12 protein-coding genes are annotated in these 15,863 nt (G+C 67.0%); 3 read left to right on the plus strand and 9 right to left on the minus strand.

What is annotated here, in order from left to right; genetic code table 11:
- Positions 1-116 precede the first annotated feature (116 nt).
- Entirely contained in the window at positions 117-1,124 is a 1,008-nt protein-coding gene (locus tag DTA22_RS35395; RefSeq protein ID WP_037225735.1) for an NAD(P)H-dependent glycerol-3-phosphate dehydrogenase, read from the minus strand.
- 106 nt (positions 1,125-1,230) lie between these two features.
- Here DTA22_RS35395 and DTA22_RS35400 point away from each other — a divergent pair, with 106 nt between their 5' ends.
- A complete protein-coding gene (locus DTA22_RS35400; RefSeq protein WP_112302498.1) occupies positions 1,231-1,899 on the plus strand; it encodes an Rv1157c family protein in 669 nt (222 codons plus the stop codon).
- A gap of 8 nt (positions 1,900-1,907) precedes the next feature.
- Here DTA22_RS35400 and DTA22_RS35405 read toward each other — a convergent pair whose 3' ends face one another.
- From DTA22_RS35405 to DTA22_RS35420, 4 genes are all read right to left on the minus strand, one after another.
- The gene (locus tag DTA22_RS35405) at positions 1,908-3,197 is read right to left on the minus strand and encodes an HNH endonuclease (RefSeq protein ID WP_112302499.1); all 1,290 of its coding nucleotides are present in this window, start codon (positions 3,195-3,197) and stop codon (positions 1,908-1,910) included.
- A 60-nt stretch (positions 3,198-3,257) separates the two neighbouring features.
- Entirely contained in the window at positions 3,258-4,493 is a 1,236-nt protein-coding gene (locus DTA22_RS35410) for an ISL3 family transposase (protein ID WP_112302562.1), read from the minus strand.
- A gap of 242 nt (positions 4,494-4,735) precedes the next feature.
- Positions 4,736-5,572 (minus strand): class I SAM-dependent methyltransferase, encoded by an 837-nt coding sequence (locus DTA22_RS35415; RefSeq protein ID WP_037226220.1) that lies wholly within the window; start codon positions 5,570-5,572, stop codon positions 4,736-4,738.
- 103 nt (positions 5,573-5,675) lie between these two features.
- Positions 5,676-8,378: a helix-turn-helix transcriptional regulator gene (locus DTA22_RS35420; protein WP_112302500.1), complete on the minus strand. Its 2,703-nt coding sequence runs from the start codon at positions 8,376-8,378 to the stop codon at positions 5,676-5,678.
- Positions 8,379-8,500: 122 nt separating this feature from the next.
- Here DTA22_RS35420 and DTA22_RS35425 point away from each other — a divergent pair, with 122 nt between their 5' ends.
- Together DTA22_RS35425 and DTA22_RS35430 are read left to right on the plus strand one after the other, a co-directional pair.
- Positions 8,501-10,435 carry a 2-oxoacid:acceptor oxidoreductase subunit alpha gene (locus DTA22_RS35425; RefSeq protein WP_112302501.1) on the plus strand — a complete coding sequence of 645 codons (1,935 nt, stop codon included), beginning with the start codon at positions 8,501-8,503 and terminating at the stop codon, positions 10,433-10,435.
- Between the two features lie 5 nt (positions 10,436-10,440).
- Positions 10,441-11,508, plus strand: a complete 1,068-nt coding sequence (locus DTA22_RS35430; protein WP_112302563.1) for a 2-oxoacid:ferredoxin oxidoreductase subunit beta — start codon at positions 10,441-10,443, stop codon at positions 11,506-11,508.
- Here the strand turns inward: DTA22_RS35430 and DTA22_RS35435 are convergent.
- The 4 genes from DTA22_RS35435 to benB form a co-directional block, all read right to left on the minus strand.
- Positions 11,484-12,836 (minus strand): MFS transporter, encoded by a 1,353-nt coding sequence (locus DTA22_RS35435; protein ID WP_112302502.1) that lies wholly within the window; start codon positions 12,834-12,836, stop codon positions 11,484-11,486. The two genes, DTA22_RS35430 and DTA22_RS35435, sit on opposite strands and share 25 nt — an antisense overlap.
- Before the next feature lie 146 nt (positions 12,837-12,982).
- Positions 12,983-13,777, minus strand: a complete 795-nt coding sequence (locus tag DTA22_RS35440) for a 1,6-dihydroxycyclohexa-2,4-diene-1-carboxylate dehydrogenase (RefSeq protein WP_112302503.1) — start codon at positions 13,775-13,777, stop codon at positions 12,983-12,985.
- Positions 13,774-15,312 (minus strand): benzoate 1,2-dioxygenase electron transfer component BenC, encoded by a 1,539-nt coding sequence (benC, locus tag DTA22_RS35445; RefSeq protein WP_112302504.1) that lies wholly within the window; start codon positions 15,310-15,312, stop codon positions 13,774-13,776. The genes DTA22_RS35440 and benC overlap by 4 nt, the downstream gene beginning before the upstream one ends.
- A gap of 36 nt (positions 15,313-15,348) precedes the next feature.
- Entirely contained in the window at positions 15,349-15,858 is a 510-nt protein-coding gene (benB, locus tag DTA22_RS35450; protein WP_112302505.1) for a benzoate 1,2-dioxygenase small subunit, read from the minus strand.
- Between the last annotated feature and the right edge of the window lie 5 nt (positions 15,859-15,863).

Raw genomic sequence — 15,863 nt, forward strand, 5'->3', positions numbered from 1 at the left:
TACGTCCCCGCACGACGCTGCTTGCTGGGGTGCCTCCATTCAGGAGTCTGCCCCAGTTTTCTAGGAGATTGCTTAGAAACGTCTAGATAGTGCTACTGCCGGTTGCAGTTGTGCGGTCACGCCACCTCATGCTCGCCGCCGGCAGCGACTTTCCGCAGGCCACGGTAGGCGCCCTCCGGCGTCTGCCGACCCGCGACCACCGCCTCGACCTCGGCGGCGATGGGCATGTCCACGTTGTAGTCGCGGGCCAGCTCCATCACGGTGGGGGCGGTCTTCACACCCTCGGCCACCTGCCCCAACTTGGCGACCGCCTCGTCGACCGTCATGCCGCGGGCGATGAACTCGCCCACCCGCCGGTTGCGCGAGCTCGGGGCCATGCACGTGGCGATCAGGTCTCCCACCCCGGTGAGTCCCGCGAATGTCCGCGGATTCGCGCCCATCGCCTCACCCAGCCGGGTCATCTCGGCCAACCCTCGTGCCAGGACCATCGCGCGCGTGTTGTCGCCGACGTCCAGTCCGTCGGCCATCCCCGAGGCGATGGCCACGATGTTCTTCAGCACACCGCCGAGTTCGCAGCCCAGCACGTCGGTGTTCCGGTACACGCGGAACACGGCGGACGCGAACAACGGCTGCAACGCGGTGGCCACCCGAACATCCTGGGTGGCGACGACCGACGCCGCGGCGAGTCCGTCGACGATCTCCCGCGCAATATTCGGGCCCGCGAGAAGCCCGACCGGGTGACCGGGCAGGCACTCGGCGATCACCTCGGTGGGTCGCAGTCGCGTTCCCGGCTCCAGCCCCTTCGCCAGCGACAGCACCGGCACCCACGCCCGCACCTCGTTGGCGATCTGAGCGAGGGTGCTGCGGACGGCGTGCGACGGAACCCCGACCACGAGAACGTCGGCTTCCTGGGCCGCTTCCACCAGGTCGGATGTGGAGCGTATGGAGTCGGGGAGTGGGCGGTCGCCGAGATAGCGGGAGTTGCGGTGCTCGTTGTTGATCTCGTCGGCAGTATCCGAGTTCCGCGCCCACAGCAGGGTCGGTGTGTTGTGGGCGGCGAGACCTGCCACCGTCGTTCCCCACGAGCCGGCGCCGAGCACGACGACGCGCACCGGGCGGGCCATTACCGATCACCCATCGAGTTGATGCTGTCCATGACCTCAAGCCTGGCACTTGCCGGACGTTCACGAAGCTGATTCGGCAAGTCCCTGTGGCCGCTAGCATCCATTCATGAGTGGACGAATTGCTGGACTTGCGGCGTGTGTCGGTGTGCTCGTCTCCACGGCAGCCGGTGAGGCGCACGCTGCACCCCCGCCGCTCGGCGACGTGGCGGCAGTGCGAGCCGCCCTCCAGTCGGCCGCCATGCCGATCAGCACCCGCACCGTGGAGTCGATCACGACCACCATCGGGCGCATCGCCGCGGGCACACCGCGCTACAACTACTTCCCCCGATCGGTTCATCTCGTCGAGGGCACAGCCCAGCCATTCCTGTACGACACCACCGCCGCCGACTGCCTCCCGGCCGGCTTCGGAGAGCAGAACGATTCGGTCGGTATCGCCAGCGCGATAGCCGGCCCCGCCGTCGACGAGAACCTGCCTGTCCCTGTCATTCCGCCGGGGAAGGTCAATGTCTTCTTCAGCGGGATGAACACGGCAATGTCGTCGCCGCTGCAGGCCGACCTCGTCGAGGTCGCCTGGCTGAACCTCACCACCATGCAGTCGGGGCGAGCGCCGCTGTATCAGGAGCGGCCCGCCGATTACATCGTCACGCTGTCCAACACCCTCGAGACAGGCAGGGGCACAATCGTGTTCGTCGTCTTCGGGAGCATCCTCGACAGCACCAGCCGGGCGTTGCCGCCATGTGATTACGCCCCGGTGGTCGGCGTCGTCCAGGCGTGATCGCGCTGTCATGACGCGCGCAGATGCGCCGGGTCCGGGAGCGGCGGCGCCGCCGAGCGGTAGTGGTGCCCGGTCGGGGTGCCCAGGTCGATGAGGTGGGTGCCGCCGGGGTTGGGTACCGGTCGGGCGGTCCATCCGTCGCCTTCCTTCGCGTAGTTGCAGGCCTCGCACAGCCCGGACCCGTTGTGCACGCTTGTGGAACCGTGCTTTCGGCGGGAGCGGATGTGGTCGTGATGGCGGATCGGCGCGTCACACCACGGCGTGCGGCACGTCCGGTCGCGGACGTCGATCAGCTTTCGCAGGCTCTTCGGGAACGTGCGCGACTGCGATTCCATCGCCGTCAACGCTCCCGACTGCGGGCACGAATACACTCGCCGCAACGACGTCTCGGTGTCTGAACCGACCGCATCCGCCACCAGGCGCCGGGCGATCCCTGCCGGCACCGGCCCGAACCCCTGCAGCTGCGCGGCCTCGTGCCCGCCTGCTAGCAAGGTCTCGTCCGAGAGCACGAGGTTCACCGCCACCGGCACACCCGACGCCACTGATGCTCCGGTGCCGCGGTCGAACAACAGGTCCACCATCAGCTGATTGCGGGTGCGACCACCACTGTTCCCGGTCGCAATGAGACTGTCCGCATCTCGACCCAGCGTGGCCTGCAGGCACACCGCCTGCTCGACCGGCATCAGCACGCTCAGGTAGGCCATCGAGTCCGGCGCCGGACGGGTCGTGACCCGACGCTCGGACACTGCCTTGCGGTGCCGGCGCATCACGGCCGCGGCGTCGAGTTCGACCGCCAACGCTTTCGCCTGCGCGATCAGCCCGCGGTCCCCGACTCCGTCGAGAGTGGCCGGGTCCGAGCACAACCGGCGGTCCACGTTTCCCCGATCTTGCGCCGACAGGCATGCCGTTTCGCGTACCAGCAACGTGGCACGCCATTCGTTCAGCCGACCGGTCTGCAACAGGGCCAGGGTGTGGGGCATCTCGTGCACCAGGGCCTGCGCGAAACCGAGGTGACGGCCGCCGCGGTTCGGGGATTCTCTGCGCGCCAACGCAATCTGCGAGGCGATGCCGCGGTCCCAGTCCGCTCGCGGCAACCCCGCCGCCTTCCGGTCCGCGCGGATGCGGGTGGCGACGTCGTCGGTGATCACCGCCTGCACCGCACACCCGACGGACTTCAACGTCTCGATTGCGTCGAGCCACTCGATCCCCAATCCCGCATCCCCGTCGGCGGAAACCACTCGCAGCCGCGCCGCGAACGCACGCAACTCGGCAAGATCCGGCGCTACCACTTCCCCCACAACCAACCTCCCCCAAGGTTATTCGAAACTGTGTGGCCGTCCTGACCCTTTGGTGGGCGATTAACGTTGTGGCAGAGCTGGGCACGCCCCTCCTCGTGTCAGTGTCGCCATCGCAATCAAGGCCTCTGGGCTGTGAAATCCGTAGGATCGCTTCGTCAGTGAACGCAGGTGGGTGTTGTTAGCCTCGACGCGAGCATTGGACAGGTCGTATTCGATTGCGTTGAGGATCTCGCGCCGGTAGCGAGCGATGCTCTTAGCCAGGCCTACAAGTTCCGGGATCCGACTGTCCTGGGCCATCTGCATCCATGCTCGCAGTCGTACGGAGGCTCTCTTCTTCGAGCCGGAATAGACATGTTGCAGTTGTTCTTTCATGACATAGCCTCGACACAGTTCGCTGTTTCTGTCCTCGAGGATCTTTGCTCGGACTGATATCTGCGCGGGGTTGAGATTCTCGACGTTCTTCAACAATGCCCACCGCAGGTGCCGTCGATCCCGGTCGGTGAATCCCCATAGCCGCGACAACACACGCGAGCGCAGTCGGTCCAGAGCCCGCGTCATCCACTGAATCACATGAAACGGATCCATACACCGCTTCACCTGCGGCGCCCTGCTGCACACGGTCGAGGCGATCCACTTCGCAGCATCAGCACTGATATGCGTCAGACGAGCCGTGCGTTCTTCACCCAACTCGTCGAAGAATCGATTCAAGGTGCTCTCGTTGTGCCCTTCGGCTGCCCATACGAGTCGGCCTGTGTCGTGATCGACCACCACGGTGAGATACCGGTGACCTTTCCGGTAGGCGATTTCGTCGATCCCCAAGCGCCGCAATCCCTGGAGCCGATCAGTGCGTCCGACAGCGTCGCCGACGACGCGGGTGACGATCCTGGTCACAGATCGCCACGCCACTCGGGCGTACTCGCACACCGAGGTAGCTGGACTGTGCGCGGCCAACCACGCCACGTTGTCGTCGAACGCCCTGGTCATGTTCGCGGCCGGCCGTGCCCACGGCACCATCTCGGTCACCACGCCGTGCTCGGGGCATCGAATCCTCGATACCGAAGCTTGTACGAAGCACCGTGTGCCGCCCATATCCAGGTGACGCCACTGTCGAGATCGATTCGGGCGATCGTATCTAGGGCAGCGCTGTTTACAATGTGGACAGCGGGACCGCACCGACGCGTGCGACTCGAGGGTCACCACGATCACGGGCCCTCGTTCGTCGTCCGTGAATGCGACATCGATTACCCGGGCCCTGTCGATTCCCAGCAGTTTCTGCAGTATTCTGGCAGCGCGCAACGCCTTCTCCCTTAGGTCTTGTCTTCGCAAACCAAAACCTATGCGAGGGAGGGCGTTGCGTCTATCAGGCTCGCGGAGATCACCCATCAAAGGGTCAGAAGAGCCAACTGTGTTCGACTCTAGCAACCGAGTTCGGACCGGGCAATACCCGAATCGCGACTGGGAAACGTGTGCATGGTCGGGGTGGCAGGGGGCAGGCGCTGCCGACCCGGGCAACGAGAGCACGATCGTGGTCGACCCCGCTACCACTTCCGTGCGGTGAGGAGGAGGTATTCCCAGTTCATCACGGTGCCGTCGGTGCCGTGGTCGAAACGACGTGCGAGATCGGCGAGTTCGTGGTCCAGCGCGGCGACTCGGGCGGGGTCGTCGGCGATGTTCCGGTACACGGCGATCGTCGGACCGTAGCGGGTCTTGAAGTAGTCACGGAAGTCCTCGGGCGACCGGAACTGATCGATGCGCACGGTGTGCCGGGTGGCCACGATGTCGGTGACGCGGTGGCCGAACAACGCCCGGACGTGTTCCTCTCGGCCCCACAGCGGCGGGGGCTGCGCGCCCGGCGGGGGCGGGGGTGCATACGGTTTCATCGTTGCGAACATCTGGCCGATGAAACCCTCGGGGGTCCAGCTGAGCAGGCCGATCGTCCCTCCCGGCCGGCAGACGCGGACGAGTTCGTCGGCGCTCGCCTGATGGTGCGGGGCGAACATGACACCGACGCACGACATCACGGTGTCGAACTCGTTGTCGGCGAACGGCATGGCCTCGGCATCGGCTTCGCGCCACTCCACCTCGGCGCCGAGTTCGGCGGCCCGGCGGCGTCCGGCGTCGAACAGTTCGGGGGTGAGGTCCCCGGCCACGACGCTCGCGCCGTACAGCGCCGCAGGGATGGCGGCGTTGCCGGAGCCGGCCGCGACGTCGAGAACACGGTCACCGGGCCTGATCCGGCTCGCCCGGACCAGGGCGGGCCCGAGGCCGGCGATGATGTCGGTGGCGAGGGCGGGGTAGTCGCCGAGAGCCCACATGGCGCGGTGTTTGTTCTTCAGGTCGCGGTCGGCTTGCACTGCGTCGATCGTGTCATCCATCTCGGTACTCCGGTGGGTCGGCTGCATCGGTCGAGATCCAGCCTGGCCCGACGACGAGGCCCCGAACAGGCACCCTCGGGGTAGGTTCCCGTCACCCCGGACGTCACTCCTGGTCGCGGAACTGCGCCGCGAGTTCGCTGCGCGAGCGGATGCCGAGCTTCGCGTAGACCCGGGTCAGGTGGTACTGCACGGTCTTGACGGACAGGAACAACTCGCCGGCCGCCTCCTTGTTGCTGGCGCCACCCGCGACGAGTTCGGTCACGGCCCGTTCCTGCGGAGTCAGTTCCTCGAGCGTGAACCGGCTGCGTTTGAGGTTGAGGCCCCCGGCCTTGAGTTCGCGGTCGCACCGCTGCACGTAGGAGGTGGCTCCGAGCGCGAAGTACCCCTCCCGGGCGGCCTGCATGACGGCGTCCGCTTCGCGTCGCTTGCCTGCCCGGCGCAGGGTCTGGCCGTACGCGAAGTTCACCCGGGCGCGATCGTAGGGGAGGGGAAGGGTGTCGAGGTGCGTCAATGCCGTCTCGAACACGTCCCGGGCGGCGTCGATGTCGCCGCGCGCCCCGGCGACGCGACCGCGGGCGTAACCGAGACGAGCCATCGCCGACCGGTGCCCGCGCTCCGCGGCGCGTTCCTCGTGCGGGGTGAGGAAGGCGTCCGCGTCGTCGACGCGACCGGCCATCACGAGAGCGTTCGCGTAGACGTCGGGCCACTGCCAGAAGCCGGGCTCGTCGATGCCCTCCCGCGGTTGCAGGCGGGTGAGTGGCTCCAGCGCCCTGATGACGGTGGCGTAGTCGGCCTGCACTTCGGCGCACTGGGCGCGTGCCAGGGAGGACGGAATGAACATCATCGGGTAGTCGTGCGAACTCGCAGCCGCGAGGCGGAGGTGCTCGTGCGCAGCGGGCCAGTTTCCGCGCAGCGCGTGCGTCTGCGCGCCGGTCCAGTGCACGAGGGGCCGGACGAGGTCGAGCGCGGCGTCCTCGAGCTGGTGTCCCGCACGGTCGACCGTGGCGATGGCGCCGCTCCAGTCGCCGAGGGCGAATTGCGTTCGCGCCAGCCAGGCCTGCGCCCACAGCGAGATGCGGGTCGAGCCCATCCGGAAGGCCGTGGGGACGGCGCTCTCGAGTTCCTGACGCGCCGATTCGGGATCGTCCAGCGCCAGATCGAGCCAACCCCTGGCCATGTCGAAGCGCTGGGACTGGGCACCGAGCGCGATCTTCGCGGACAGCGTGTCGTAGGCGGCTCGTGCCTCCACGATCCGACCCGTGGCAGCGAGTCCGAGTCCCATGATCGCCGCGGATTCGACGGCCGACGGATCGCCCGGATCGACGAGAGCCACGGCCCGGCTGGCCCATTCGACGAGGTCCGGTCCGTGCCAGCGGACGAGTGAGTCCAGGACCCGGCGCTGGCAGATCAGCGCGGCCGTGCCCGGATCGGTATCCGGGTCGCACGCGGTCCACGATTGCGTGAGCAGCAGATCGGCCTCCGCGGGTCGTCCCCTGAGGATGGCGAGATAGCCGAGCACGGCGTCGCGTAACGGACTCTCGGGGAAGCTCTCGATCTCCGGCGCGAACGCCAGTGCCTGGGGAAGGTTACTGGCACCGACGAGAGCGTCGACGGCCCGGATGAGGCGTTGTTCGCGTTCGCCGCGGTCCGCGGTGAGGCGGCTCGACTTGATCAATGCGTCCGCGACGGCCGACCACGCCCCGACGGTTGCCCTCTGCGCGGAGTAGGTGTCCAGTTCGTCCGCGAGCGCCGGGTCGGCGAACGGTGCCGCTGCGGCGCGATGGTCCAGTCGCCTGCCCTCGTCCTCGACGATCCGTGCGGCATGATCGTGCAGGTCGCGCAGTCGGATCGGCCCGAGGCTGCGGTAGACGGCGGCGCGGGTGAGCGGTGACGGGAAGGTCAGCACGGTCACGCCGCGACGCTCGCCGACGGTGAGAAGGCCGGCACGATGGATTTCGTCGAGCGCTTCCACCGGGTTCTCGATTCCGGCGAGTGCGGCGGCGTCGGCGAATCGGGGATCCCCGGCGAGTACCGCCGCCGACTCGACGAGCGCCCGGGCAGGCGCTGAGCACGCCGACAGTTGTGACTGCACTTTCGCCGCGAATATGCGGGGCACCGGGAGCACTGGCTGCCACTGGTCCCAGGCGCTGGGATCGACTTCCTGCAGAAGTTGCGTGAGGTGCCGCGGATTTCCCGCAGCGTGCTGAACGAGCTGGTGCGCCACCGGGGCCGGAAGGTCGATATGCGCAAGGGTATTCGCAAGTCTGCGGGTGCCGGACGCATCGAGCGGACGGACGTGGATCCGGTGCCGGCGATGCCGGTCGAGGAGGTCGAGGACGTCCGCGGGAATACCGTCGGGAGGTTCCGAGTTCGTGACGAGGACGATCATCGCGGGTCGGTCGAGCAGATGCACGGCGGAGGTCAGCGCCTGCAGTGAGGCGAGGTCTGCCCAGTGCGCATCGTCGAGCGCGAAGACGAACGGCGCGTCACCGGCAGGCGGATCGACTGCCGCGACGAGTTCGCGGGCGACGTCCAGTGGGTCCTTCGACGTCACGGGGGCACCGAGCAGCTGTTCGGCGACGCCGAAGGGATGGCCCGACGCCCACGGGGCGCAGACCGCGGAGAACGCCGGCAGGTCGGGATGCACCGCGAGGAAGTGTTCCATCACAGAGGTCTTGCCGATGCCCGGCACGCCTTCGACGACCACGACGACGGGCGCGTTCTCGCCCGCCTCACGCAGCATCGCCTCCAATTCGGCGAGTTCGCGGGAACGCCCGACGAGCTCGATGTTCCCTGGGTCTCTCACACCACTCACCGTATCGCGACGCCTGATTTCGGCGTGTTCCTGGCGAAAACTGGGAACGCTTGTACCGTGAGGTTAGAAGCTGCTGGTCAGAACGACTACGAGTCGAAGGATTCGGTGCATTCATGACGACGGAGGCGAACTCCACGAAGTTGGAGCGAGTGGCGATCCGCTTTGCCGGAGACTCCGGCGACGGCATGCAGTTGACCGGCGACCGGTTCACGTCGGAGGCGGCGGCGTTCGGCAACGACCTCGCCACCCAGCCCAACTTTCCCGCCGAGATCCGGGCGCCTCAGGGCACGCTCCCCGGTGTGTCGTCGTTCCAGATCCAGATCGCGGACTACGACATCCTCACGGCCGGCGACCGCCCGGACGTCCTGGTCGCCATGAACCCGGCGGCGTTGAAGGCGAACCTGGGCGATCTGCCGCGCGGCGGCATGATCATCGTGAACACGGACGAGTTCACCAAGCGGAATCTCGCGAAGGTCGGATACGCCACGAGCCCCCTCGACGACGACTCCCTCGAGGACTACGTGGTGCATCCGGTGGCGATGTCGACGTTGACGGTCGGCGCGGTCGAACCCGCCGGACTGAGCCGGAAGGACGGCGAGCGGGCGAAGAACATGTTCGCGCTCGGACTGCTGTCGTGGATGTACAACCGCCCCACCCACAGCATCGAGCGGTTCCTGCAGACCAAGTTCGCAGCGAAGCCGCAGATCGCGGAGGGCAACCTGCTCGCGTTCAAGGCCGGGTGGAACTACGGGGAGACGACGGAGAGCTTCGCGACCACGTACGAGGTGTCGGCGGCGACGCTCCCACCGGCAACGTATCGCCAGGTCACCGGGAACACGGCCCTGGCCTACGGGGTGGTGACCGCGGGACGGCTGGCGTCGCGGGACGTCTTCCTCGGCACCTATCCGATCACGCCGGCGTCGGACATCCTGCACGAGCTGAGCAAGCACCGGAATCTCGGCGTCACCACGTTCCAGGCCGAGGACGAGATCGCCGGAATCGGCGCGGCGCTGGGCGCGTCGATCGGGGGTGCGCTCGGTGTGACGAGCACGTCCGGACCCGGACTGGCGCTGAAGAGTGAAGCCATCGGGCTGGCGGTGATGACGGAGGTCCCGCTGCTCGTCATCGACGTCCAGCGCGGCGGCCCGTCCACCGGGCTCCCGACGAAGACCGAGCAGTCGGACCTGTTGCAGGCAATGTACGGACGCAACGGCGAGTCGCCGGTCGCCGTGATCGCGCCGCGCTCACCCGCAGACTGTTTCGATGCCGCCGTCGAGGCCGCCCGGATCGCGTTCACGTACCGCACACCGGTGCTGTTGCTGTCGGACGGCGCCATCGCGAACGGCAGCGAACCGTGGGCCATCCCGGACGTGTCCGAACTGGACCGGATCGACCCCGGCTGCGACACGGCGCCGCCCGTGGACGGCGAATTCGCACCGTACGCCCGCGACCGGGAGTCGCTCGCCCGTGCCATGGCGATACCGGGAACGCCCGGGCTCGAACACCGCATCGGCGGACTCGAGAAGGCCGACGGCAGCGGCGACATCTCCTACGATCCCGCCAACCACGACCTCATGGTGCGGTTGCGTCAGGCCAAGATCGACGGAATCGCCGTTCCCGACGCGGTCGTCGACGACCCCTCGGGTGAGGCCGACCTGCTGCTCGTCGGGTGGGGCAGCTCGTACGGGCCCATCGGTGAGGCCTGCCGGCGGGCCCGCCGCGAGGGCAAGAAGGTGGCCCACGTGCACGTGCGCAACATCAACCCGCTGCCCGCCAATCTCGGTGCGGTGCTGCGCAGCTACGGGACCGTCGTCGCACCGGAGATGAATCTCGGCCAGCTCGCGATGATCCTCCGTTCGAGGTTCCTCGTCGACGTGCAGTCGGTGACGAAGGTGCGGGGACTCGCGTTCCTCGGCGACGAACTGCACGACGTGATCGACTCCGCTCTGGCCGGAACGTTGCGTGAGCACGAGCTCGCGAAGACCACCGGCGCGCTCGCGTCGGCGACCTACCGATCGACCGGACCCCGGCAGGAGGAATCGGTGTGACACAGATGATCAGTCGTGTCGGTGCAGATCTGGGACTGAGCGCCACCGCTCACGTGCCCACGACCGACGAACCGCAGAAGGCCAAGGACTTCACGTCGGACCAGGAGGTCCGTTGGTGTCCGGGGTGCGGCGATTACGTCATCCTCGCCACGATCCGAAGTTTCCTGCCGGAGTTGGGACTCCGACGCGAGAACCTGATGTTCGTCTCCGGTATCGGATGCTCGAGCCGGTTCCCGTACTACCTCGATACGTACGGCCTGCACTCGATCCACGGTCGTGCGCCTGCCATCGCGACGGGTCTCGCGGTGACGCGCCCCGACCTGTCGGTATGGGTGGTGACCGGCGACGGCGACGCACTGTCGATCGGGGGCAACCATCTCATCCATGCCCTTCGCAGAAACGTCAACATGACGATCCTGTTGTTCAACAACAGGATCTACGGGCTGACCAAGGGGCAGTACTCGCCGACCTCGGAGGTCGGCAAGGTCACCAAGTCGACGCCGCTGGGTTCTGTGGACCACCCGTTCAACACGCTCTCCCTCGCGCTGGGAGCCGAGGCGACCTTCGCGGCCCGAGCCATGGACTCGGACCGCAAGGGGCTGACGGAGGTGCTGCGGCAGGCGGCGGCCCACCGCGGCACGTCGTTCGTGGAGATCTACCAGGACTGCCCGATCTTCAACGACGGCTCCTTCGACGTCCTACGCAAGGAGGGTTCCGAGCAGCGCCTCATCCCGCTGACCCACGGCGAGCCGATCGTCTTCGGCGGAGCAGGCGAATACTGTGTCGTCCGATCGGGTTTCGGCCTGAAGGTGGTCGCGACCGCAGACGTCGACCGGGACGACATCGTCGTGCACGACGCCCACACCGACGACCCCGACTACGCGTACGCACTGTCGAGGCTCTCCGACCAGGACCTCACCCACACCGTGACCGGTGTGTTCCGCAGCGTCACGCGGGACACGTACGACGACATGGTTCGCCTGCAGAACGAGATCGCGCGGGAGAAGGACCCCGTCGACGACGGCTCGCTGCAGCGCCTGCTGACCGGTCACGACACCTGGACGGTGGAGTAGGCGGCCGCAGGCGCAGCGCGGGTGACCCGTGCGCGCGGAACGAAGAACGTCACGATCCCGCCCAGGACGGCGATGCCCGCGAAGACGTAGAACGCCACCTGGCTGCTGATGCCGGCGCTGATCAGTGCTCCGCCGATCAGGGGGCCGAAGATGCCGCCCAGCCGGCCGAATCCGGCGCACCAGGCCACCCCGGCGCCGCGCGCGGACGTCGAGTAGTAGTTGGAGACGAAGCCGTAGATCAGGACCTGGGTGCCGATGGTGCCGACTCCGGCGACGGCGACGGACGCGAGGAGCACCGGCAGCGGGAAGCCGAGCGTCAGGAGGATCAGGGCGAGTGCGGCGAGACCGAACGTCGTGGCGACGACGCGCTGCGGTCCGATACCGTCGGCGACCTTGGAGGCGATCAGGCCGCCGAGGATCGCGCCGCCGTTGAGGACGAGCAGGAACGACAGCGAACCCTTCGCGTTGAAACCGGCGTCCTCCATGATCTTCGGAAGCCACGTGTTGAGTCCGTACGTGAGCAGGAGCCCGGAGAAGCTCATCATTCCGAGAAGCGCAGTGCCCCAGGCATAACGGCGCGTCGCGAGTGCGGCGAAGCCGACCTTCTCGACCGAGGCCCGTTCCGCGGCGATCTCGTCGGCGCCGGGCATCGGGATGCCGGTGCGTTCGGAGATGCGGCGTGCCCTGTCCTCGTGGCCTCGGGCGACGAGCCACTTCGGCGACTCCGGCAGCTTCACGAGGGCCAGCGGAAGCAGGATCACGATGGGCAGTGCGCCGATCCAGAAGAGGCCGCGCCAGCCGATCGTGTCGCGCAGGACGATGGCGAGGAGGGACGCGAGCACCCCACCGGCGGGGACGCCGCTGTAGACGATGGCGTTGTACAGGTTCCGCTTCCCGGGAGGCGCGAACTCCGCCACCATTGCCCCGGCCGTGGCGACGAGGCCGCCGACCCCGATGCCGGTGAAGAATCGCAGCAGGCCGAACATGGTGACGTTGGTGGCCAATGCGGCGAGTCCCATCCCGATGGAGAACCAGGCGATGTTGACGAGCATCATCCGCCTCCGGCCGAGGTAGTCGCCCACGGCGCCGGCGGTGAGTGCGCCCACCATGACACCGATGAGCGCGTACGAGCCCAGCGCACCGGCCTGCTGCGCGGAGATCTCGCCGAGTTGGCCGGGATCGTTCATCAACGTCGGGAGGATGGTGCCGTAGACCACCAGGTCGTAGCCGTCGAAGATGATCGCGATCGTGGCGATCGCGACGACCCAGGTGACGGCACTGCGGTGTCTCGGACTCGCCCAGGTGTCGGGGGTGGTGGATGGGTTCATGGTGATCTCCGCTCGGTGAGTGTGACGGGGAACCGGGTCTCGCTCATAAGTGTGCTGTGTCACAAGTGAATTCAGGTAGAAAAATGCCCCACCGGCGAGACGATGCAATGCGCCCCGCCGATGAGGCGGTCGAGATCTGTGGGCAGCTAGCCGAGGTCGCCACCGGCGACGGGCAGTACCGTCCCGGTGATGTAGGTGGCCTCGTCGGAGGCGAGGAAGACGATGGCCGCGGCCTGCTCGTCCAGCGTTCCGTACCGCTTCAGCAGGGACGAGTCGACCGTCTGGTCGACGATCTGCTGGTACCAGGCCTTCTCCTGATCGGTCTCCGCTCCGGGGCCGCGAGGTACGCGGCGAGCGGGCGCCTCGGTGCCGCCGGGAGCGGTGGCCACCACGCGGATTCCGTACTGTGCGGCCTCGAGAGCGAGAGAGGCGGTCAGGGCGTTGACCCCGCCCTTCGACGCCGCGTAGGGCACGCGGTTGACACCCCGCGTGGCCACCGAGGACACGTTGACGATGGTGCCCGACTCCTGCGCGATGAGGTGGGGGAGGACGGCGCGGCACGTCCACAGGGTCGGGAACAGCGACCGCTGCACCTCCGCCTGGATCTGCTCGGCGGTGTAGTGCTCGTACGGCTTGGCCCAGATGGTGCCGCCGACGTTGTTGATCAGCACGTCGAGCCGGCCGTGCTGCTGCCGCGCCTCGTCGATCGCCGCCTCTGCGTCGCCGAACTGTTCCAGATCGGCGGTGATGCTGTGCGCGTCGGTGCCGTTCTCGCGCAAACCCTTCGCGACGTCGTGGACGAGTTCGGCGCGGTCGATCAGGATCAGCGACGCACCCTCGGCCGCGAGCCGGGTGGCGACCGTCAGGCCGATGCCCTGCGCTGCGCCGGTGACCGCGACGACCTTGCCGTCGAAGCGGTGCGGAGTGACGAGTCCACTCATGCGACGGCACTCCTCTCGATGGCGCGGCATATGGTGGCCTTGGCGTGCGCGCTGTGGCTGACGATCAGGTCGTGGGCGGCGGCCCGGTCACCCTTCTCGAACGCGGTGACGATGTCGAGGTGGTCGTGCTGGATGTGCTCGTCCACCCAGTCCGCGGTGCGAAGCACCTTCGTCATGAGCTGCGTGACCTCCAGGCGGTTGTACGCCTCGAGGAGCACGTCGTTGGCGGTGCACCGGAACAGGAATTCGTGGAATGCGGCGTTGGTGTCGGTGAAGGCGCCTGCGTCCGTGAAGTGGTCGTTCTCGATCGACTCGCACGAGGTCTCGGCGAGGATCCGGTACTCGGACAGCTGTTCCTTCGTCATCCGGCCGATGGTCAGTTCCATCGCACCGAGTTCGAGCGCCATGCGGGCGTCGAACTGTGCGTCCGATTCGGACAGAGGCTGGTGTTCCTCGCCGATCTCGTACTCGGGGGCCGCCTCGACCGTGTCGGCTGCCGGCGGTGCGGAGGCCTCCGACCCACTCGGCGTCGCCGCGTTGTTGAACTTCTCGAAGTAGAAGTTCGCCGGCGTGACACCCTCCGACTTCAGGTGGTCGCGCACCGCCTCGACCATGGGAGGCGGACCGCACAGGTACACGTCCACATCGCCGTCGTTCAGGTGGGCGGGCTCGAACAGCCCGGTCACGTACCCCTTGTTCGGTGCACTGCTCGCCGGGTCGGACACGCAGTAGTCGAACGTGAACTGGGGCAGGGACTTCGTGTATTCCTCGAGCTTGTCCAGTTCCACCAGGTCCGCGTCGGACGAGACGCCGTAGACCAGGTGCACGGGGTGGTCGGCGGCGTCGGTGCGCATCTTGTCGAGGATCGACAGCAGCGGGGCCAGCCCGGTGCCGCCGGCCAGCAGCAGGGCGCGACGCTTCTGCTCGCGGAGGAAGAAGCTTCCCATCGGGCCGGTGAACTCGAGCGCGTCGCCGACCTGTGCGCGGCTACGCAGGTACTCCGACATCAGGCCGCCGTCGGTGATCTTGACCAGGAACGACAGTTCCTTCGACGTCGGTCCGGTGCTGAACGAGTACGAGCGCGTCGCTTCGGTCCCGGGAACGGTGATGTTCACGTACTGGCCGGGGAGGAAGACGAGGTCGTCCCGGTTCGCGATCTCGATCGTGAACCCGATGGTGGTGTCGGAGAACTTGCGGATCTCCGTGACCGTCGACGAGAACGTGCCCGCGGCGGTCTTGGCGACGTCGGACGTCGTCGGGATCTGCAGCACCAGATCGCTTTCCGGCATCATCTGGCACGGCAGGCAGTACCCCTGCTCCGCTTCTTCGTCGGTGAGCGCTTCCTCGATGTAGTCGCCGCCGTCGTACGTGCCGGATTCGCAGAGCGACTTGCAGGTGCCGCACGCCCCGTCTCGACAGTCGAGCGGAATGTTGATGCGCGCGCGGTAGGACGCGTCGGCGACCGTCTCGTCGCCGTCACACTTGATGAAGCGGGTGATCCCGTCCTCGAAACTCAGTGCAACTTGGAAAGTCATGGAAAACAGCTCGATTCGCGAAGAATGGGGAACAAATCAGATGTGGTAGATGTCGACCACGTGGTGGATGTAGTCGTTCTTGAGCACGACCTTCTTCTTCCGGATCAGAGGCTGCTCACCGGAGAAGTCGATGGTGTAGAACGAATTCCCGAAGTACGTGTCGACCGTGTTGTACCGGAAGTAGAGCGTGAACCAGTTGAACCGGACGTCCACGACGTCGCCGCGACGCTCGGTGACCTCGACGTTCGAGATGTTATGACCGGTGCGGGGTTCCGGAAGACTCGTCGCGCTCGACCGATCGGTCTTGATGCGGAACACCCGGTCCTCGATGCCACCACGGTTGGCGTAGTAGATCAGGGAGATCTCGGTCATCGGGTCGGTGGTCAGTTCACCGTCGTCGGCCCACGCCGGCATCCAGAACTCGGAGTCGGGGTGATAGCACTCGATCCACTTCTCGAACTCGCGGTCGTCGAGGTAGCGGGCCTCACGGTAGAGGAACTGCTCGATGTCGTGCTGGGTGACAGTGCTTTCGGCTACTGCGGTCATGTTTC

The sequence above is a fragment of the Rhodococcus wratislaviensis genome, from assembly GCF_900455735.1.
GTDB classification, from domain to species: domain Bacteria; phylum Actinomycetota; class Actinomycetes; order Mycobacteriales; family Mycobacteriaceae; genus Rhodococcus_F; species Rhodococcus_F wratislaviensis.